The 19,033-nt window shown below is 51.3% G+C and carries 21 protein-coding genes; 6 read left to right on the top strand and 15 right to left on the bottom strand.

The window, feature by feature from the left end; genetic code table 11:
• The first annotated feature begins 64 nt into the window (after positions 1-64).
• Complete coding sequence (locus JOD20_RS10890; protein WP_204755298.1) at positions 65-928, top strand: plastocyanin/azurin family copper-binding protein; 864 nt, start codon at positions 65-67, stop codon at positions 926-928.
• Positions 929-968: 40 nt separating this feature from the next.
• On the opposite strand, the gene JOD20_RS10885 is transcribed toward JOD20_RS10890, so the two are convergent.
• From JOD20_RS10885 to rpmH, 8 genes are all read right to left on the bottom strand, one after another.
• Positions 969-2,210, bottom strand: coding sequence for an MATE family efflux transporter (locus JOD20_RS10885; RefSeq protein WP_204755297.1), 1,242 nt, complete (start codon positions 2,208-2,210; stop codon positions 969-971).
• A gap of 288 nt (positions 2,211-2,498) precedes the next feature.
• A complete protein-coding gene (locus JOD20_RS10880) occupies positions 2,499-3,320 on the bottom strand; it encodes a dolichyl-phosphate beta-glucosyltransferase (protein ID WP_204755296.1) in 822 nt (273 codons plus the stop codon).
• A 247-nt stretch (positions 3,321-3,567) separates the two neighbouring features.
• Positions 3,568-4,551 carry a hydroxymethylglutaryl-CoA lyase gene (locus tag JOD20_RS10875; protein WP_204755409.1) on the bottom strand — a complete coding sequence of 328 codons (984 nt, stop codon included), beginning with the start codon at positions 4,549-4,551 and terminating at the stop codon, positions 3,568-3,570.
• A 74-nt stretch (positions 4,552-4,625) separates the two neighbouring features.
• Positions 4,626-5,348 (bottom strand): RNA-binding cell elongation regulator Jag/EloR, encoded by a 723-nt coding sequence (gene jag, locus JOD20_RS10870; protein ID WP_152976748.1) that lies wholly within the window; start codon positions 5,346-5,348, stop codon positions 4,626-4,628.
• A gap of 33 nt (positions 5,349-5,381) precedes the next feature.
• Complete coding sequence (locus tag JOD20_RS10865) at positions 5,382-6,323, bottom strand: YidC/Oxa1 family membrane protein insertase (protein ID WP_204755295.1); 942 nt, start codon at positions 6,321-6,323, stop codon at positions 5,382-5,384.
• A 45-nt stretch (positions 6,324-6,368) separates the two neighbouring features.
• Positions 6,369-6,575 (bottom strand): membrane protein insertion efficiency factor YidD, encoded by a 207-nt coding sequence (gene yidD, locus JOD20_RS10860; RefSeq protein WP_012188321.1) that lies wholly within the window; start codon positions 6,573-6,575, stop codon positions 6,369-6,371.
• Positions 6,568-6,939, bottom strand: a complete 372-nt coding sequence (gene rnpA, locus JOD20_RS10855) for a ribonuclease P protein component (RefSeq protein ID WP_054537005.1) — start codon at positions 6,937-6,939, stop codon at positions 6,568-6,570. Before rnpA ends, yidD begins: the two co-directional genes overlap by 8 nt.
• 3 nt (positions 6,940-6,942) lie before the next feature.
• On the bottom strand, positions 6,943-7,119 hold the full coding sequence (gene rpmH, locus JOD20_RS10850; RefSeq protein WP_012188323.1) for a 50S ribosomal protein L34: 177 nt from the start codon (positions 7,117-7,119) through the stop codon (positions 6,943-6,945).
• A gap of 246 nt (positions 7,120-7,365) precedes the next feature.
• Between rpmH and JOD20_RS10845 the strand changes: the two genes are divergently transcribed.
• Positions 7,366-8,289 (top strand): MBL fold metallo-hydrolase, encoded by a 924-nt coding sequence (locus tag JOD20_RS10845; protein ID WP_204755294.1) that lies wholly within the window; start codon positions 7,366-7,368, stop codon positions 8,287-8,289.
• A gap of 42 nt (positions 8,290-8,331) precedes the next feature.
• On the opposite strand, the gene JOD20_RS10840 is transcribed toward JOD20_RS10845, so the two are convergent.
• Positions 8,332-9,624: a 1-acyl-sn-glycerol-3-phosphate acyltransferase gene (locus JOD20_RS10840; protein ID WP_204755293.1), complete on the bottom strand. Its 1,293-nt coding sequence runs from the start codon at positions 9,622-9,624 to the stop codon at positions 8,332-8,334.
• Positions 9,625-9,672: 48 nt separating this feature from the next.
• On the opposite strand from JOD20_RS10840, the gene JOD20_RS10835 reads away from it, so the two are divergent.
• The 3 genes from JOD20_RS10835 (at position 9,673) to JOD20_RS10825 (ending at position 12,127) form a co-directional block, all read left to right on the top strand.
• Positions 9,673-10,293: a hypothetical protein gene (locus JOD20_RS10835; RefSeq protein ID WP_204755292.1), complete on the top strand. Its 621-nt coding sequence runs from the start codon at positions 9,673-9,675 to the stop codon at positions 10,291-10,293.
• Between the two features lie 165 nt (positions 10,294-10,458).
• A complete protein-coding gene (locus JOD20_RS10830; RefSeq protein WP_204755291.1) occupies positions 10,459-10,671 on the top strand; it encodes a Nif11 family protein in 213 nt (70 codons plus the stop codon).
• Positions 10,672-11,179: 508 nt separating this feature from the next.
• Positions 11,180-12,127, top strand: a complete 948-nt coding sequence (locus JOD20_RS10825; protein WP_204755290.1) for a PP2C family protein-serine/threonine phosphatase — start codon at positions 11,180-11,182, stop codon at positions 12,125-12,127.
• On the opposite strand, the gene JOD20_RS10820 is transcribed toward JOD20_RS10825, so the two are convergent.
• On the bottom strand, positions 12,063-13,430 hold the full coding sequence (locus JOD20_RS10820) for a protein O-mannosyl-transferase family (protein WP_204755289.1): 1,368 nt from the start codon (positions 13,428-13,430) through the stop codon (positions 12,063-12,065). The genes JOD20_RS10825 and JOD20_RS10820 overlap by 65 nt on opposite strands.
• Positions 13,431-13,436: 6 nt before the next feature.
• Between JOD20_RS10820 and JOD20_RS10815 the strand changes: the two genes are divergently transcribed.
• Positions 13,437-14,594, top strand: a complete 1,158-nt coding sequence (locus JOD20_RS10815; RefSeq protein ID WP_204755288.1) for a glycosyltransferase — start codon at positions 13,437-13,439, stop codon at positions 14,592-14,594.
• Here the strand turns inward: JOD20_RS10815 and JOD20_RS10810 are convergent, their stop codons facing one another.
• The 5 genes from JOD20_RS10810 to JOD20_RS10790 all read right to left on the bottom strand — a co-directional run bounded on the left by JOD20_RS10810 (position 14,595) and on the right by JOD20_RS10790 (position 18,992).
• Positions 14,595-15,632 carry a glycosyltransferase family 4 protein gene (locus JOD20_RS10810; protein ID WP_204755287.1) on the bottom strand — a complete coding sequence of 346 codons (1,038 nt, stop codon included), beginning with the start codon at positions 15,630-15,632 and terminating at the stop codon, positions 14,595-14,597.
• 31 nt (positions 15,633-15,663) lie between these two features.
• Positions 15,664-16,317 carry an NUDIX hydrolase gene (locus tag JOD20_RS10805; RefSeq protein ID WP_204755286.1) on the bottom strand — a complete coding sequence of 218 codons (654 nt, stop codon included), beginning with the start codon at positions 16,315-16,317 and terminating at the stop codon, positions 15,664-15,666.
• Positions 16,318-16,395: 78 nt separating this feature from the next.
• On the bottom strand, positions 16,396-16,809 hold the full coding sequence (locus tag JOD20_RS10800) for a hypothetical protein (RefSeq protein ID WP_204755285.1): 414 nt from the start codon (positions 16,807-16,809) through the stop codon (positions 16,396-16,398).
• 166 nt (positions 16,810-16,975) lie between these two features.
• The gene (locus tag JOD20_RS10795; RefSeq protein ID WP_204755284.1) at positions 16,976-18,079 is read right to left on the bottom strand and encodes an ABC transporter ATP-binding protein; all 1,104 of its coding nucleotides are present in this window, start codon (positions 18,077-18,079) and stop codon (positions 16,976-16,978) included.
• The gene (locus JOD20_RS10790; RefSeq protein ID WP_204755283.1) at positions 18,060-18,992 is read right to left on the bottom strand and encodes a LacI family DNA-binding transcriptional regulator; all 933 of its coding nucleotides are present in this window, start codon (positions 18,990-18,992) and stop codon (positions 18,060-18,062) included. The genes JOD20_RS10795 and JOD20_RS10790 overlap by 20 nt, the downstream gene beginning before the upstream one ends.
• Between the last annotated feature and the right edge of the window lie 41 nt (positions 18,993-19,033).

Here is a 19,033-nt window from a genome sequence, read left to right as displayed (position 1 = left end):
AGCCATTATGCTATAATTCAGTGTATACGTTTGCCAACAAACAGATGCTTTATGGAGGAAATCGATGCCTATTCGGCGCTGGACACGTCCGCTTGCGGGCGTTTTATTAGCAGGCACTTTGGTTGCTTGCGGTGGTACTGCTGACGACAACGTAGGGGTCTTTAAAGGTGTCCCCGATGTCGCGGTTGCTGGCTCAGTGAGCAATGATTTGACCATTGATAGTGCCGATGGTGCCACCTTGGCCTTTGCCAAAACCGAGTTAACCGCAGGTACCGGCGAAATTAAAGTAACCTTTAATAACAAAGGTGTTGTGCCTCACAACTGGGTGTTGGTCAACCCCGGCGAAGAAGATAAAACCGTGGCCGACGCAGCAACTGCCACCAATTTTGAAGCCGCTAACGCGCTGGCCCACACCAAGACCATTGATGGCGGGGCCAATGATACAGCCACCTTCAACATTGCTGAGCCAGGTACCTACAGCTATGTTTGTACCTACCCTGGCCACTATGCAGCTGGTATGAAGGGCACGTTCAAGGTTGTGGCTGCTGGTGGCGGTGGCGCTGCTCCTGCTGGCGGTGGCGCTGGCGTAACCGTCGATAGCGCTGCTGGAGCCGATTTGAAGTTTGCCCAAACCGAGCTTAGCGCAAGTGCAGGCAGCGTCAAAGTAACCTTCAATAATGTTGGCGCTGTGCCCCACAACGTTGTGATTGTCAAACCAGGCGAAGAGCAAAAAGCTGTTGATTCAGCAGTTGCTAACGCCCCTGACTTCACGCCAAGCGCCGATACGTCGCTTGCTCACACCAAAACGATCAATGCTGGCGAAACTGACAGTGTTGATGCTCAATTGGAGCCAGGTACCTACAGCTATATCTGTGCCTACCCTGGCCACTATGCAGCTGGTATGAAGGGTACGCTAACCGTTAAATAAGCTGATTGGCTGCAATCAAAACCGCGCTTGATCATCGCGATCAAGCGCGGTTTTTTGTGCGCTCCATCCATTCGCTCAAGCAAACTGTTGCCAACAACCCTAGCATAACCAGCGCTTGAACATTCAACACGTGGTTAATCGTTTGATGCGCTACGATCAAAAGCGCGACTTGGCCAATGCCCGCCCCAAGCGTCAGCCAAACCCCAGTCTGTCGCTGTTGGGCCGCTTGATAGCTAACGAGGAAATTTACCACTGCATAGCCACTGGCAATCGCAGCGTAGCGCCAAAGCACCCCAGCAATCGGCAGATAGGCTGAACCAAATAGCCCCTTAATGAGCAGCTGAGGCATGGCCCAGCAGGTTAGGCTAAATATGATTCCAATGCCAAGTATCATAGCCACGCTTTGCCAAAATGCTTGTTGCTGTTGGTGCCTCGATTGATCGGCCCGTACCAGCTTGGCAAAACCCAATGTTGCAACCGTGCTGCTGACGAAGAATCCAAGCCTGCCAATCAAGCCTAAAGCTGCATATTGGCCAGCAATATGCTGCGAAAACCACAACGTTACCAAGAGCAGATCGCTATTGAGGATAAAGCCTTGGCCTAGCATACGCAGCCCGATTGGTGTTAATGGTTGAAACTGATTGGTTGAACCAACATTCTCGGCTATGGCTGGTTTGGCGTAACTCAAACTCCACGCTGCGAGCAATGAACCAACAAAGACTGTACTGACTGCCGTTACGCCCAAACCCAATTTGAGCACGCTGATTGCTCCAGCGAGCCGAATCATGGTTTCCAGCAGTAAATTACCTGCAAGCCACCCAAACGCCGCTTGGCTTTGCATAATGCCACGCTCAACCCCAAGCGGATAGTAGCAGATCAAGCCCACTCCAAGCAGCAGCAATGGCGTTGAGCTTGTGCCAAACAGACTTGACCAAAATCCAGCCAAACCTGCGCAGAGCAGCGCATTGAACGCTCCAACAACCCAAGCTATTTGGCGAAGCTGCCTCAATTTGGCATGATTGTTGGGACTAAGGCTGGCCCGGGCAGCTTGAATTTGAAAAAAACTACTGCCCAAGGTTGCGAGGCCAAACAAGGTCATGATAACGTTGATTTGGGCATAGGCTGCTGGACCTAACCCACGGCCAAGCACGCTTGCAACGCCATAATTCGCCAGATTAACCAAGAGCATACTGCCCAGCAACCAGAACGTTGTTGATTGTTTGAGCCGCCGCAGGAGTGGAATGTGGGTGGTTGTGAAACCAGAACGTTGAAGGACACCCATAGAAGTAGGCTTTCGTGTAAAAATACCGCTAGCTTAACTATAGATTGGTTCAGGGCTGAAACCAATAAGCGAATAGTCACTCATCCGAGCGCTACTAAAGTGCCAAGGGGGGAAACAGAAAGGACTATCAACCCCAAGCTATTCGACTAGATCTTGTGCTTAGGGTTAGCAGCCTCGTCTATGCTAAAGCTGTTCATTGCAACGCGAAGCCCCTCGCCACGTAGCTGAGGGGCTGAGGAGCTATAAATGCTGAACAATCAGCTATTCAAGCTGCAAAATAGAGGTTTTTTAGGCAAACCACTGGCCTGATTGCTGCGATTTAGCTTTTGTTTTTTTTTGGCTTGAGCTTGGGTAGCGTCCACGCCAATGGTTAATTTGAATAATCATAATGTCGCGCAGAAACTGATAGGCATCACGAATGGGATGGACTTTCGAGCCAGCAACATCAACCCATTCGACGGGAATTTCATTGGTTTGATAGCCAAAAATATCGGCAATCACCAACAGCTCTAAATCGAAGGCAAAGCCATTGATCGTTTGCACTTGGGCCAGATGTTTGGCCACCGCCCGATGAAACAGTTTGAAGCCACATTGGCTATCGTGAATATTCAGTTTCAAGCCATGTTCAACAATCAGCCGCAGCCCAGCACTCATTACACAGCGGCTCAAACGCCGTTCTTTGGTTTGCAGCAGTTGTTTGGCTCGCGAGCCAATTGCCAAATCGTAGTTGCCTTGCTCTAACGAGGGCAATAATTTATTTAACTCAGTTATTGGCGTAGCATTATCTGCATCAGTAAACAGAATAAAATTGCCTTTGGCTGCAATAATTCCAGCTCGTACTGCATGACCTTTGCCATGGTTGCTTGAGCTTTTGATAATCGTCAGATTAGGATATTTTTGGGCTTCGATCAAGCTAACTGTTTGATCGGTTGAGCCATCGTCGCTAATAATTAACTCCCACGAACGGCCTCGCTCGTTGAGATACTGCACGATTGCGTCGATGCTGGGGATGATGCGTTTTTGTTCGTTGAAACAGGGAATGATAACCGAAAGTTCAGGGGCTTGCCCGACGACTGCTTGATTGGCGTGCTTGGCTGGTGGCTGAAACATAGTGGCAATCCCTTAATCCATGAATCATTTGCTTGCAAGCAGCATAGATCTGATAGCCTATGACGGGTATGGTCTATCGGTCCGCCCTGTTATAGGCCTTTTTGCACGCTGCTATAAGGCTTCGTAGCGGGGTTGTTCATGACTAATGGGGTACTGTAGTGGCAGCCAAACGAGGGAGCTGGCAAATTTTGGCAAGCAAAAACCCATCCAAGCGAACTATATGGTTTCCTGGATGGGTTAGTGATGCTTAAACGGTACGGCTGGTTGGCGCGTCGAGTACTGCTGCTTCGTCCCATGGGCGCATCTTGCCGCCAGGAATATGGCCACAAATGCCGCCTTTGATGACTTGACCAGGCACTTCGTGGCCAAGCAAACTTTCGATCAGTTTGGCACACGAAACCAACTTTGGAATATCGAGGCCGGTGTCGATGCCCATTTCGTGCAGCATATGCACGGTATCTTCGGTGCAGATATTGCCTGGTGCGCCTGGCGCGAAAGGACAACCGCCAATCCCCCCAATGCTCGCATCAATGCGATCGATGCCAACTTCGAGCGCAGCCAATACGTTGGCTAAGCCAGCGCCGCGTGCGCTATGCGGGTGCAAGCGCAAAGGCGCGTGCGGGAAGCGCTCGCGCAAGGCTAGCACCACCGCTTGCACCAAGCGTGGATGAGCCATGCCGGTTGTATCCCCAAGCGTAATTTGGCTAGCTCCAAGCGCGAGCAAGCGTTCAGTCATGCTCACGACGCGCTCGATTGGCACATCGTTTTCGAAGGGACAGCCAAAAACTACCGAAAGCACAGCTTCGAACTCGATTTGGGCATCCTTGAGCGCCAGCGCAATATCGGCGGCAGCAGCCAGCGATTCGTTGATGCTCATACGCACATTACTTTGATTATGGCTTTCGGATGCGCTCAAAAAGATTTGCACCGAATCGGCGCGGGCTTCGATGGCCCGTTGCGCTCCGCGTAAATTTGGCGCAATTGCGCTATAAATCACATCGGGGCGGCGTTCGATACGCGCAAAAACCTCAGCGGTATCGGCCATTTGGGGCACATAGCGCGGGTTGACGAACGAACCAACTTCGATTTGGCGCAAGCCAGAATTATTGAGGGCATTGATCAGCAGGATTTTTTGCTCGGTGGTGAGGATGCGATCCTCGTTTTGCAAGCCATCGCGGGGGCCAACTTCGCGGATGCTGACTGTGGCAGGCAAGTTAGTTAAGGGAATCATCATCGACTCCTTGGATACTGATTGGCGGGTGCTGAGAACAACACCCGCGCAACCACAGCGCTAATCGCCATTGACTAGCGTTTTGGATAAATAACGATTTTTCGATGCTCACCTTCGCCAGCGCTTTCGGTATAGACTGACGGATCTTCGCGCAGCGCCATATGGATGATGCGGCGTTCGAATGAACTCATTGGTTCAAGCGGCATTGGGCGGCCTGATTGGCGCACGCGTTCGGCCATGCGCAACGCCAAGCCCTCAAGTGAATCTTGGCGACGTTGGCGATATTGGCCAATGTCGATTACCACTTGCGACCAGCGCCCAGTTTGGCGATGAATTAAGACATTCAGCAGATATTGCAATGAGCGCAATGTTTCGCCACGGCGGCCAATCATCAGGCCGGTGGTTTCTTCATCGACACCCTCGATATGCAATGTCAGCGTATCTTCTTCATCATCGGAGCCTTTGGCCTTCTGTACAACCGGCGTTACAAAGGCATCGATGTTCATGCGAGTGAGCAAGGCCTCAAGCAACTGACGGGCGAGCGCCACGGTTTGCTCATCGGTGCTAGCGACGCGGCGGCGACGACGTTTGGGTTGCTCCTCATCGTCATCATCGCCATACTCAGCCAGCAACTCATCCTCATCATCATCGACGCTGACGCGGACAAGGGCTGAATCAGCGGTTTGCGCTAAAACCTCGATCAGAGCTTCATCTTCATCTTTGCCGAGTTGGGCGAGGGCTTGAGCCACGGCCTCGGCCACGCTTGCTGCGCGTACTTCAACTTTTTGCAACGCCATGTCCTACACGTTCCTCCGAATTATAAGCCGAGACTAGCGCCGTTTTTTCGGCTTGCCAAGCTGCGCCTTAACATCTTCAATTGCTTGTTCGGTTGCGATGTCGCTGCTACCACTTTCGGCGGCAGCACCAGCGGCGCTGACATCAGTAACCGGTTCTAATTTGCCAAGCGCAGTCCAAAAATCGCGGCGTTGGGGCTGATCACTTGGGCTTTCTGGTTCTTCAATCGTGATTGTAGCCGATTCTGGCAATGGTTGGTGCAAGAAGCCGGTTTTTTCGGGCAAAAATGGCAAATATTTCGAAAGCAAGCCAAAGCCTGAGGTGAAATATTGTTGCACCATTTGAATCAACGAACCAGTGACCGAATACAGGGTTGCGCCTGATGGGAACTGGAAGTAGATAAAGCCAAAGATAAATGGCATAAACATCATCACTTTGTTCATTGAGGCTTGCTGTGGGTCTGGGTTGCGTTGCATCGCCATCAAGGTTGTGATGAATTGGAAGCCAATTGCCAAGAGTGGCAAAATATAGTAGGGGTCTTTGGCACTGCCAGCAATTGCTTTGCCTGCATCGTCGACCAATGGGGTCAGGCGGGGCAACCACAAAAACTGTACTTCAGCAGCAGTTGTTTGCACTTGGCTGCCAAAGAGTTGAATTGCTTGCCATACGCCAAACAAAATTGGCAACGAAATCAACAGCGGCAAACACCCACCAACGGGGCTGGCTCCATGCTCACGATAGAGCTTCATGGTTTCTTGGGTCAGTTTTTCGCGATCTTTGCTATATTTACGTTGCAATTCGCGCAATTTTGGTTGGATGACCATAATTTTGCGTTGCGAACGTAATTGCTTTAGCGTTAGCGGCAACATGCCTAAACGAACTAAAATCGTAAAAGCGATAATTGCCCACCCCAAGTTGCCAAACAGATGGAACAGCCATTCGAGAAATGGTAAAAAGATTGGACCTAGAAAATTCATAGCCGTATATTCCTACGTTGTCATAGCAAAAAACCCTGTGCCAACTTATGGAACAGGGTCTTCACCACCCTGTGCCCATGGATGGCAACGGGCGATCCGTTTCAGTGTCAACCATGTACCTTTGAATGCCCCATATTTCGCGATAGCTTGATAGCCATAGTGGGAACAGGTTGGCGTATAGATACAACTTGGTGGTGTATATCGCGAAAAACGCTGGTACAAGCGAATAAGTGCCAATAAGATCTTACCCATGGCGATCTTCCTGTGATGGTTGTTCACGATCATGCCATAGCTGCGCTTGTTGCAGTAAACGCGAAACGGCCTGCTGAATCTGCTCCCAGGCCGCTGTGCGAAATCCCGCTCGTACAATAAAAATAACATCCCATCCTGGGCGAATCTGATCGTAGATCAAACGGATAGCTTCGCGCACTCGGCGTTTGTAACGATTGCGTTCGACGGCTGTGCCCAGCGCTTTGCGAACCACAATCCCACACCGAACGCGATTGGCCCGCGCTGGCGCGACGCTCAGCACCAAGAGTGGATGTGACCATGTACGACCGCCTTCGCGAACACGGCGAAAATCGCGTGGCGAGCGAAGGCGCTGTGAACGTTGCATTGTTTAGCGATGACCGCCTGGGCCTGCTGGTCGGCGTTTGTCGCTAACAGTTAACTTCCAGCGACCACGTTGGCGACGAGCTTTCAATACGGCGCGGCCTGTGCGAGTTTGCATGCGCTCCAAGAAACCGTGAACACGGCGGCGCTTGATGCGTTTTGGTTGCCAAGTTCGTTTTGGCATTGTGCGAATCCTCCGGTGTCAGACGAAACAAAAGCGCGTGCTCGCGCTTCTGTATAGATAAGACAAAATTGATAGCACGCCGCCATGGACGCGCTGTAGCTTATCTATTATAGCCTGACCGTCCGAACCATGTCAAATTGTATCATGCTTAGCCTAGCAAATGATTATATCCAATGCTGAGGTGCGATTCTCAACTGAATCAGGTAAAATAGCCATATCTTGATTTTGTAGTCGAAACGGAGTGCAATGATGCAAGTTCCGCTAACCCAACTGAGCGATCAGATTGCCATGATCGATAATGGCCTGCTGACAACCGATGGTTTTGGCGCAACCTATGTGGTACAAGGCGATCAGGTCGCCCTGATTGAAACTGGCACATCGTTAACCGCTGAAGCAACCTTGGCCGGTTTGCAGCAACTTGGAATCGACCCCGCCGCAGTTCAACATATTCTCTTAACCCACGTTCACATGGATCATAGCGGTGGAGCTGGGATTTTGGCTCAGCATTTGCCCAATGCCAAGGTTTATTTACACTCAATGACGGCGGCGCATTTGGCCGAGCCAAGCAAACTCATGCGTAGCGTGGAGCGGGCGGTTGGCCCAATGTGGCAGGTGTATGGCACGATGCAGCCTATTGCCGCCGAGCGAATTTTGCCCGCCGAACATTTGAGCTTGAATTTGGGCAAAGGGATTGTGCTTGAAGCGGTGCCAACGCCTGGCCACTCGCCCGATCATCTGGCGTTTTGGGAAGCCAATTCGGGCACAATGTGGGCTGGCGATTCGATTGGCATTTTGATGAGCACCTATAATCTCAATATGCCCGTCACCCCACCACCAGCCTTTAATTTGGCCGATCAGCTGCAAACCTTCCAGACCTTGGCGCAATACCCGATTCGCCAACTGTTGCCTTCGCACTTTGGCCCGACGGTTGCCCCGCCAGCCTTGGCCCTCGAAGAAATGCACGAGCGTTTGGTCAAGATCGTGCGCGATGTGCGTGATAACCTGCATGCTGCTGAATTGCCAGTTGAGGCAATTGTTGAACGGGCACTGCCAACCAAGGAGCCTGTTTCGCCAGCGCTCAATTTGGTGCTCTGGGGCAATTTGGCGATGAGCGTGCATGGCTTAAAACTCTTTTTCGATCGCAATCCACAGGCGGTTGAATTAATTTAAATTGGGGGGCGCAGGCTGAACTTCATCCTGCGCTCTGTTTAATTAATCGTTTAAGCTCAAAATGGTATTGGAAATTTGCTCGCCCAAGTCGCGGCGGCGTTGCAATAATTGGCTGGTAAGGTCTGGTTGGGTCAGCCGTAGCCACGAAGCGGCGGTTGCCTCGCGCACAGCCCGCCAGCGCTCGCTCCAGCGCAGGGCAATAAAGCCAAATAACGGGGCTAGTAGCAACACAATCAAGCCAGCTTGCCAAGTTGTCAATAACCCAATGATTAGGCTGGTTACAATCCAGCCAATTGGTTGCAAGACCATACCTGCAATCAATTTAATCGTGCTCAGTACTTCTAGCTCTTTGGTCATGCGGGTAGCGATTATGCCACTGAGCCGATACATCGGGTAGCTGAGCAAAATACCACATGCCGCCGGAATAAAAGCCAGCAATGTCCACAAAAATTTGCGCCAAAAGCGCCAACGAGTGGCTAAGGGCAATTGTGGTGCCCAAGGGTCGGCGATGCCCAAAAGCCGCAAGGTGCGGGCGTAGCGCTGGGCTTTGGCCGCCAAGGTTGCTAATTGCACTCGTTCGGTGGGGGTGAGCGAGGTATAGGCTTCGCGGCCACTCGGGCGTTTGCGCCGCAAGCGATCGACCGTCCAGCCAACCATCACTGGCAGGCCGCGCAATAACTCGGCGTTGCCAGCTTGGAACACCACGCCGCCCAAATGCTCAGCCATGCGCGTGGTCAAACTGGCAACTGCCTGTTCGCGCTCGGCCTCAGCATGCTGGAATTGATTAACGTTAATTGGTTTGCCAACTAATAAGAGCACTGAAGAACGAAAAATATGCTTATCTTCATACCACAAGCCAATTGGCACAATCTTCAAATCGAGTTGCCAATTGTGCTCGGCCTCTGCGCCAAGCGCAATGCGGGCCGCACCTGAACGCAACGGCAAGAGATAGGCTTCGGAGTGCGACGTTCCTTCGGGAAATAAGGCTAAATGGTGTTGATCGGCAAGTAATTGACGGCAGCGGGCAAACGTTTGTTCATTCAAATCGCGGGTATTGCTGCCTTCAGCGGCATCGCTTTGGCGATAAATTGGCAAAGCGCCAAACGCATGCATCATCCAACGGCCAATTGGGTTGTTGAAAAAGGTATTTTTGGCCAAAAACGCAACGGGCTGGCCGAGAATCAACATCAGCAACAATGGGTCGAGCAAACCATTGGGGTGATTGAGCACAAACATCACCCGCCCACGGGGCAATTGTTCTAAGCCTTCGACGGCGATGCGTGGGTAGTACAAACGTAAGAGGCGAAACACCAGCCAACGAACAAAACGACCCATGAATGTCCCCCAAACTTCTGTGATACGATAGCTGCAAAGGAGGCAGTTATGGATACCACCGAACTACGTGGCTTGCTTGCTAGTTTACCCCCAGCTGTGCTGCAAGCGCTAGAAAGCGGCGATAGCGTGGCGTTTGAAGCAGCTTTTGCCGCGATGCCGGTCGAACAACAAACCCTCGTTAGTCAACAGCTTGAGCAATTTCAGCAGCTTCAGATTGAGCAAGCGCTGGATAGCTATGCCGAAGCCCCAACCCTTGAGCAATTGATCGACCAACTCCCACCTGATTTACGCGAAGCAGTGTTGAATAACGATCAAGCCCAAATTCAGGTCTTGTATGATCGCTTAGAGCGCCATGAGCAAGACCAAATTGGTGAGTTATTGCTGAGCATTCAAATGCTGGTTGCCAAACAGAGTGATGCTGGCGGCGGAATGGATCTCGAAGATTTTACAAGTTTGCTTGATGCTATTGTAGCAGCAACTCACGATCCTGCGCTACCACGGGCCGAATTACGCTTGACCTTGGCCGACCTTGAGAGCCTTGGTTGGCAACTGAGCAACCCAGTTGAACAAATTTGGGCTGGCGAACGCGACCAGCAACGCCTACTCCATGGCCTTGATGATCGCGACCGCGACCTGATTAACTATATTCTCGCGACACTCAAGCACTAATATACTTACCATAACCAACAGCCGATTGTACCCAAAGATACATTGGCTGATGTAGACGAGACGTGGCTTGAACTGTAAGAATGGTTTGAACTGATAACCTATTGCTAATATCCAAGATCTTCATATAATGATGGTCATCCAACATCCTACCCTGGAGGAACCCGTATGAGTTCAAAGCATAGCGATGAATTTCAACGCCTGATCGATCAAGCCACCTCGGACGAAGCCTTCCGTCAAGAACTGTTGGATAGTAGCGATATTGCCGAAACGATTAAAAATCATGGTTTTAACTTAACTGATGATGAATTAAAGCAAGTCGCAGAATCGGCCACTAATTTCCAAGGGATTCAGACTGCTGCTAAAAGTGGCTGGCTATAAATCGGTGAAATCTTTTGAAGCTGTTTTTATTGAGCCACAATCCTAATTGTGGCTCTTTTGCCTTATGATCTTTCAACCAAACAACGATCTTAGCTCACAGAACCTAGAAACTCAGACAGATTCTCAACGAAAATCTGTTTTTCTTAAGAACCTGATTAAAACGATTATTGGAGTTCATTTCTTCTTTGGTTTATTAATTGTAATCGTTTTTTTGTTGAACCCCGATCGTAATATTATTCCTGCAATTTTATCATTAGCAATTAATGCTGGATCTTTTTACTTAATATCTATTGTATTGAAGAAAAAGAATTCTTTATTTGTGTATTATTTTTTCTGTAGTTATACCAACCTTCTATTTATTATGTTGGTTTTGACAAATTCTGAAAATAGCATAAACCAAACGTTATTTTCGTATATGCTTGGCGTTTGTATTATGTTTTTTGTGTTTTTTACAACACGCAAAGCATCAGCAATTTCTGTTGTAGTTAATACGGCTGTTGTGCTTTATATGGGCTATAAGCCTAGTTTGCAGTGGATTGCTGATACAATTCCAATCTTAAGCTTTTTTATTATTATTACTGCCGTAGCTTGGATTTACCAACGCACACTTGATAATTCGATGCTCTCACTGCAAGCAGCGCGTCAGCAATTAATGCAAGATACGCTGATTCGCCAGGAGTTGGCGATTGCGCGCAATTTGCAACAAGACCTCTATCCCAAGCCACAACGCTATAGCGAATGTCTCGATATTGGCGCTTCGGTGCAGCCAGCGCTCGAAACCAGCGGCGATTTGTATGATCTGATTCGTTTGAATGACGATGAAATTGCAATTATTGTCGGCGATGCAACTGGCAAGAGCGTTGCTGCCGCCATGGTGATGGCCATGACGCGCTCAATTATTCGGAGCGAGGCTCGTCGTTCGCGCAACCCGGGCCATGTGTTGCGCCATGTCAACGCGATTTTGCACGCCGACGATGCGGTTAATCAGATGATGACAGTTTGGTATGGGGTGCTCAATTTGCGCAATCATCAATTGCGCTTTGCCAATGCAGGCCACCCGTTTCCGCTCTTGCGGCGCAATGGCGCGATTCAGGAATTAGAGGCCTTTGGCACGCCGCTACGCTCAATTCGCAACTTTCCCTATGCTGAGCAAACCATCCAATTGCAAGCCAATGATCGCTTAGTGGTCTATACCGATGGCGTAATTGAAACCATGAACGAGCAACGCGAGTTGTATAGCTTTGATCGTTGGTGCTTGGCGGTGCGTGAGCTGGAAGCAGAAAATACTGCTGGCTTGATTGATGCCTATTGTGCCGATGTTGATCGCTTCCGTGGCGCTGCCCGCCAAGCAGACGACCTGACCTTGGTGATCGTTGATATTATTAAAGATCCTAGCGAGTTGATAACCCTTCCCGTCGCTGATACCACAACTGTTGTTGTAGGCGCTGATCAATAATTTGCACATCAGGCCGCACTCCCAACACCGATTGCACATACCAGGCACTAAATGTTGTTTGATCGTCGTTGCTCAGCAATTGGCCATTGGCTGGTTGTTGGTGCAGCAGCGCGATTGCTTGATCGCGGCTTTGGGTTTGGTTACGCAGCGAAAATTGCCAACCCAAGGGCAAGCAGATTAATATCAACATTGGCGCGAGCCAAATCCAACCTGCCAGCCTTGGCTTTTGTGCCAACCACACTACGCCCATGCCAAGCAGCCAAGCGGCCAAGCCATGAATTGGCAAGAGATAGACTTGGGCATCAGCGCCACCATAACTGATAGCCCAAAGCAGGGTTACGCCAGCCCAAGCAACCAGCAGCCAGCGTTGCGCCAGCGTGATTTTTTGCCAACCACAGCCAATGAGCAACGGGCCGACGATCCACCAATAGCTAGCGAGCAAATCGCGAATTGCTAAAATGCAGCGTTGAATTTGCTCGCTCAGTGGCACAGCGCCAACTAAATAGCGATATTCGCTAGCGCTGATGTGACTGATTGCGCCAGCAACACTGCTCCAATCGCCCCAACTTGCTTGTGGAACCACCGCGCCCCGCCACGGCAATATGAGATAGCTACTTAGGCCAAGCAGCAGCATAAGCAAAAATAGCCCAATTTGCGGCCATTTAATCGCCCACTTGGCCTTAAACCACCACACCCCAAAGCCGACCAACCACGCAGCAACTGGTAGTTGCACGCCTAAGCCCAAGCCGCAGACCAAGCCAAGTGCCGCCAGGGTACGCGCTTGTTGCCAGCGCTGCCAACGCAGGCTGAGCCACAGCAAAAGCAGCTGAAACACATTCGCCAAGGCATAGACTTCGACGACTAGGGCTTGTTGCCAAATTCGTTGGCTCAAGCCAAAGCCCAAGCCTGCGGCCAACATTGCGCTCCAGCGGATCGAGCGTAGCTGGTCGCTGGCGCTTAATCCAACACAGGCTGCGACGATGCCTGCACTCAAGGCCGTTGCTAAGCCACTCAACAATGCTAAGCGTTGGGCTAGCTCGCCGCCAAACCAGTGGAGCGCAACTTGCCCAATCAGCAAATAGGTTGGCGAGCCTGGTGGATGCGGCACTGCGCCAAACCAGAGCGCGGTGGCTAACTCGCCGCTGTCGCTGCTGCCATAGGCTGTGCTAATAGTTGGGCTACTCATCAGCCAGTAGAGTGGCAAAAGTAGGCCGACGATCAACCACGGCACGGCCTGATCCATCCATTGGCGCGGCGGCTGCGTGATATAGTGTGCTGATTGTTTTGCAGTTTGAGGATTCATCGATCTATGCTTCCTGTTGTGATTGGGCTAGGCTTAGGCTTGGCTTCGTTGATTTTATTGGTGCGTGATGCGCTGTTGCTCAAAAAAATTCCCCAAATTGAGCCACGTCCAGCGCCTGAGCCACTGCCAAGCATCGCTGTGTTGGTGCCAGCGCGTAATGAAGCGCATAATATTGGCCATGTGTTGCGTGGGATGGCGCAGCAAACCAGCAGTGATTGGCAACTGACCATTCTTGATGATCATTCGACCGACCAAACTAGCGCGATTGTAGCCGAAGTTGCAGTCCACGATCAACGGGTGCGCTTGTTGCACGGCCAACCATTACCTGCTGGCTGGACTGGCAAATGCTGGGCTTGTTGGCAATTGGCCGAGGCCAGTTCGAGCGAATGGTTGTTATTTCTTGATGCTGATACCAAGCCGCAGCCTGCGATGTTGGCCCAAGCGTTGGCCTATGCTGAAGCAGAAAAGCTCGATTTGCTAACGTTTTTGCCATTTTCAGAGCTTGGCAGTTTTTGGGAAAAAACCTTGTTGCCAGCGTTTTTCTCAATTATTCAGGCAGCCTATCCGGTGAGCAAAGTTAATACGCCTGGCTCTGGTGTGGTTTTGGCGAATGGCCAGTTTATTTTAGTGCGGCGCAGCGCCTACCTGCGCGCTGGCGGCCATGCAGCAGTGCGCGATCGGGTGCTTGAGGATGTTGAATTAGCCCAAGCAATTGTGCGCGCTGGCGGCCTCATGAAGGCGGTGTATGCTGGCGAGTTGCTGCGAGTGCGGATGTACACCAATGGCAGCGAGGTACGCGAGGGCTTGGTTAAAAATGCGATTGCTGGCTTGCGTAATGGTGGCGCACGCTCTTCGTGGGCTGGTTTTCGCCAGATTTTGGTTGGGGTTGTGCCATTTGGCTTGGCTTTGCTGAGCATGTGGGCTTGGCTGCGCCGCTGGACATTCTGGCCAAAACTTTTGTTGAGTGGCATGGCTACGCTGTTAAATGGCTTTGCATTCTGGAGTTGGGGCCGCTTTATGCAGCAATTATATGGCTTGTCGCGTCGCTATGCACTGCTTTTTCCTTTGGGCATTGTCTGCTATATGCTGTTGGCGGCAGAAGCAGCGTGGCGCATTTGGTCGGGGCGCGGCGTAACCTGGAAAGGCCGCACCTACAAAGAATAATTAAGCTAAAACCAGCTGCTTGACGACATGCTCCCAGCGAATATTGGCAACCATAGCTGGGCCATTGCTACCAAGTTGGGCTGCCAAGGCTGGCGACTGCCAAAGCGTATCAAGCCGCGCGGCCATGGCCCGAGGTTCGGCGGGAGCTACAAAGCCGGTTTTTCCATCGTGGATAAATTCTAAAACGGTGCCAGAATCTTGGGCGGTCAGCACTGGCTTGGCGGCCTCAAGCGCTTCGATCGTAGCAAAGCCAAAATCCTCGTCAATGGGCGCATAAAAAACGGCGCGGGCATCAGCATACAAATCAATTAATGTTTGATCGTCCATCCAGCCGCGAAACTCAACCCGTTGTTCAAGCCCCAATTGCTTGCTCAAGGCTTGGAGTTCGGCCATGGCTGGGCCGCGGCCACCGATAATCGCTTTAACTGGTTGCTCAGTGTAGGTCAGCGCATGCAGCAATAAATCAAGCCGTTTGGCCTGATCAAGCCGCGAAATGCTCAAAATATAAGGTTCGTAGCGGCCTTGGCGCAAGCGCCCACTATAAATCGAGGGTGGATAGAGTGGCGTGCTGGCGAGATCGTTGAAGCGTTGCAAGCGCTGGCTCACAATTTTGGAGATGCTAAAACGGCGTTTGGCTTCAGCTAAGGCTTGGTGATCAAGCTTGGTTAATGTTCGGGCCAGATGATCATCGTCAGGTTGACTGCCCCAATCGCTCCAGTTTGTGCCGCGCCAATCGTAGAGTTGGCGATGTTGATGTACCAACCAAACCACTTTTTTGGGGTGCGCAACCGCATATGAAGGAAATTTGGTACAGATCACTTGATCGACAGGCCGATCTTCAACGTGACTCAGATCGAGCATGCGCCAGGCTAGCGCGCTATTGAGCAACTCGCGATGCGGCGTGCGCGTGAAGGGTAGTGCCACCAAATCGGCCTCGTGGCCAGCGTGACGCAAGGCAGTTACCAGCCCTTCGGCGAGCAATTCGGCCCCACCACGGGCAAAAGGCACTTGGGCTGTACAAACAAGAATCCGTTTCATTGGCTCTCAACGCTAAGTGATTAGGTCGCCATTATACTATTTGTTGCAGCGCAGCTTGGGCGCGTAAGGCTAGTTGGGTCAGAATAATTGAGGTTGCGCCCCAAATTTTGTGCTCGCCATAGGGATAATGTGGCACTTGCAAGGCTACACCGCGGATCATTCGCTCTTCGGTTTGTACTGCATCAGCGGCCCAAAGATGGTGTAATGGCAAATGCAGCACAGCGGCAACCTCACTGGGATTTGGCGCTAAATCGGGAGCATGATCAAGCCATGCCACAATTGGCGTGATCAGAAAATTACTGACTGGCACATACAACTCGCTGAGCCGCCCAATAATTGTGGGCTGATCGATGTGTAGGCCAATTTCCTCGTGGGCTTCGCGCAGGGCAGCGGCCTCAGGGCTGGCATCGCTTGAGTCAATCGAGCCGCCAGGCAGCGAGATCTCGCCAGTATGGCTGCGCAAGTTGCCGCTACGCACCGTTAATGGCACAAACAAGTTCTCTGCCTCTGGATAAAGCAAGGCTAGAACAGCGCCATGGCGTGGCTGAATATTGGCTGGCGGCAATAAATTGCGGCTCGGGTTGCCATTATCGAAGGTTGGCAACAGCCGTGCGCGCGCTTCATCATCGTGGTTTAAATTGGCGAGTTGCGCTTGGAGCGCCGCAACGAAGGCTTGGTTTGGCATAGATTTGATTCCACTAAAATGAAAACTGATGGATTGCAACATCCACCAGTTTTTATTATACCGTTGATAGGGCTGAAATTAATCGGCTAATTTGCCAAAAACCATATAACTGCTATTCGAGCCAGGCATGCCATTTGATGAACCTTTATGCAGCTCAATCACTTCGTAGCGTTCGCCAGCCTCGAAAATACTGCCCTCGTGGACAATAATGTTTGTGGCCCGATACGCTGGATCGCGCTGGGTTTCATCGGCGACCGCAATGCGGGCAAAGAGGCCTTGTTGGGTTTGGCCTTGCTCATCGGTATATTCACCATTTTCAACAAACTCTAGGCCAATGCCAAATTGGTTATCGGTATGATGCATTGTGCCATGCTTGACTGACATTTGCTGAATAAAGCGTGTTGCTTGGGCGGTCATGGTTGCTTGCTCCTGTTGGGTAGTACCACAGGCAGTTAAGCAGCATATTCCAAGGATTAACCATATTCGGAGCATTGTATCCTCTCATCAAGAAGCGCCAAGTGATTCATACCCAACATCTCAGGTTGGATTGAGCTAGTATTTCAAGAATTATGGGTGGTGTCAAGGGTGAATTTAAACGCAAATCAGCGCAGCAAGAATTATGCTGCGCTGCTGTTTAGGCTTCGCTGAAGCCAAATTTTTAGACTAAAGCTTTTTCGGTGGCGATGTCGAAGATATGCATTTTTTCCATATCGTAGACTGCGCGAATTGGCTGGCCTGGGCGGGCTGACGTTCGGGGGTCGAAGCGCCCGATGATCGAGTGTTGGCCGCTTTGCAGGTAGGCGTAGATTTCGCTACCCATTGGTTCGGTCACATCGACCGTGGTTTCGACGACTGCATCGCCGTTAATGCCTGGTGGCAAGAGCGCTGCATCGTGCACGTCTTCTGGGCGCACGCCAAGCTCAACTTCTTTGCCAATGTGCGATTCGATGTGGGCGCGGCGGCTATTGGGAATTGGAACTGCGAAGCTGCCGCCATCGAAGAACAAGCGGCCATCGCCTTTGGTCAAGGTACCTTTGATGAAGTTCATCGAAGGCGAACCAATGAAGCCTGCCACGAATTTGTTGACTGGATGATCGTACAAGGTTTGTGGGCTATCGAGCTGTTGCAACAAGCCATCACGCATAACCGCAATCCGCGAACCCATGGTCATGGCTTCGGTTTGGTCGTGGGTCACGTAGATGAAGGTGGTTTTGAGCCGTTGGTGCAGCTTGCTAATTTCAGCCCGCGTTTGCACCCGCAACTTGGCTTCCAAGTTCGAGAGTGGTTCGTCCATCAAGAAGACGGCTGGGTCGCGGACGATTGCACGGCCCAAGGCAACCCGTTGGCGTTGACCGCCCGAAAGTTGGCGTGGTTTGCGATCAAGCAAGTGGCCGATCGCCATCATTTCGGCAGCTTCTTCGACGCGGCGTTTAATTTCTGGCTTGGGCACTTTGCGCAGTTTCAAGCCAAAAGCCATGTTATCAAACACGGTCATGTGGGGATACAAGGCATAGCTTTGGAACACCATGGCAATATCGCGATCTTTGGGCGCAACATTGTTGACCACGCGATCCCCGATCATAATTTGGCCGCCGGTGATTTCTTCGAGGCCAGCCAAACAGCGCAAGGCGGTTGATTTACCACAGCCTGAAGGGCCAACCAGCACCAAAAATTCTTGGTCGGGAATATCAATGTTGAGATCTTTGAGCACATGGACATCGCCAAAGACTTTATCAACGTGATCAAACGTAATTGAAGCCATCGAGATCCTCCTTGAAACCTAATGAACCAATGACCAAGCTTGGGTTAAGCCATGTGCGGTGGGCAATGGCAGCTCCATCAAGCTGTTGTAGGAGTTTGCGAACCAAGGTGTGCGCCCAGAGTTCGGTTGGCCAGCGAAAGCCGGAGATGCCGCGTTGGCTGCTGCTATGGCTTACAATCACTGGCACTTTGGCGTGATCGACCATCACAACTCCGGTTGCTAATTGGTGACCACAGACAATCAAGCCATCGTAGTCGTTTTCGCTGGCGGCAAGGGTTTCGTAGGCCGCTACGCCATCGTGAAAACGATTGGCTGCTGGCTCAACCACCAAGCCTGGGTCGAAGCCAAGGCCTGCCCGCCGTAACGCGCGCCGATAGCCAAGATACCAACGGGCCGAGCCTGGAATGCTACGCGGCAGCGTAATCAGGCCAATCCGCCGCATGCCCGAATGGGTCAAGGTTTCGACCGCGCGCTGGGCTGCAAACGCTGCGTCACATAAGACAGCTGGTTGATCACACGGCGGCGCGAGTGCCCAAACCTGAGGCAATTGGGGATCGAGCGGCGTACCAAAGCTAATCCATCCATCAGCCAAATCACCGCGAGCTTGACTATCTGCTGGTTGCAGCAGCAAACTATAGCCTGCGCTGGTCGCAGCATTGGTTGCTTCAAGCAGCCAAGTCGCTAAATCAACTTCACATAAGAGATTGGCTTGGGGTAGGAGCACACCGATAGTTAAGGTGCGTTGACGTTGTAGATTGCGGCCTTGACGATGAGGTTGATAGCCGAGCTTTGTGACTGCGGCTAGCACTTTGTTGCGCGTGGCTTCGCTCACCGGCATGCTGTCGTTCAAGACATACGATACCGTGGCAAATGAAACCCCTGCTAATTGCGCAACATCCTTAATCGTTGCCATCGTTGGCCTCATCTATTTAAACGTTTAAATAAAGTATACTG

The sequence above is a fragment of the Herpetosiphon giganteus genome (genome assembly GCF_016907925.1).
GTDB lineage: Bacteria > Chloroflexota > Chloroflexia > Chloroflexales > Herpetosiphonaceae > Herpetosiphon > Herpetosiphon giganteus.
The sequence above is the reverse complement of the archived record's forward strand: the minus strand, read 5'-3'. Positions and strand labels throughout refer to the sequence as shown.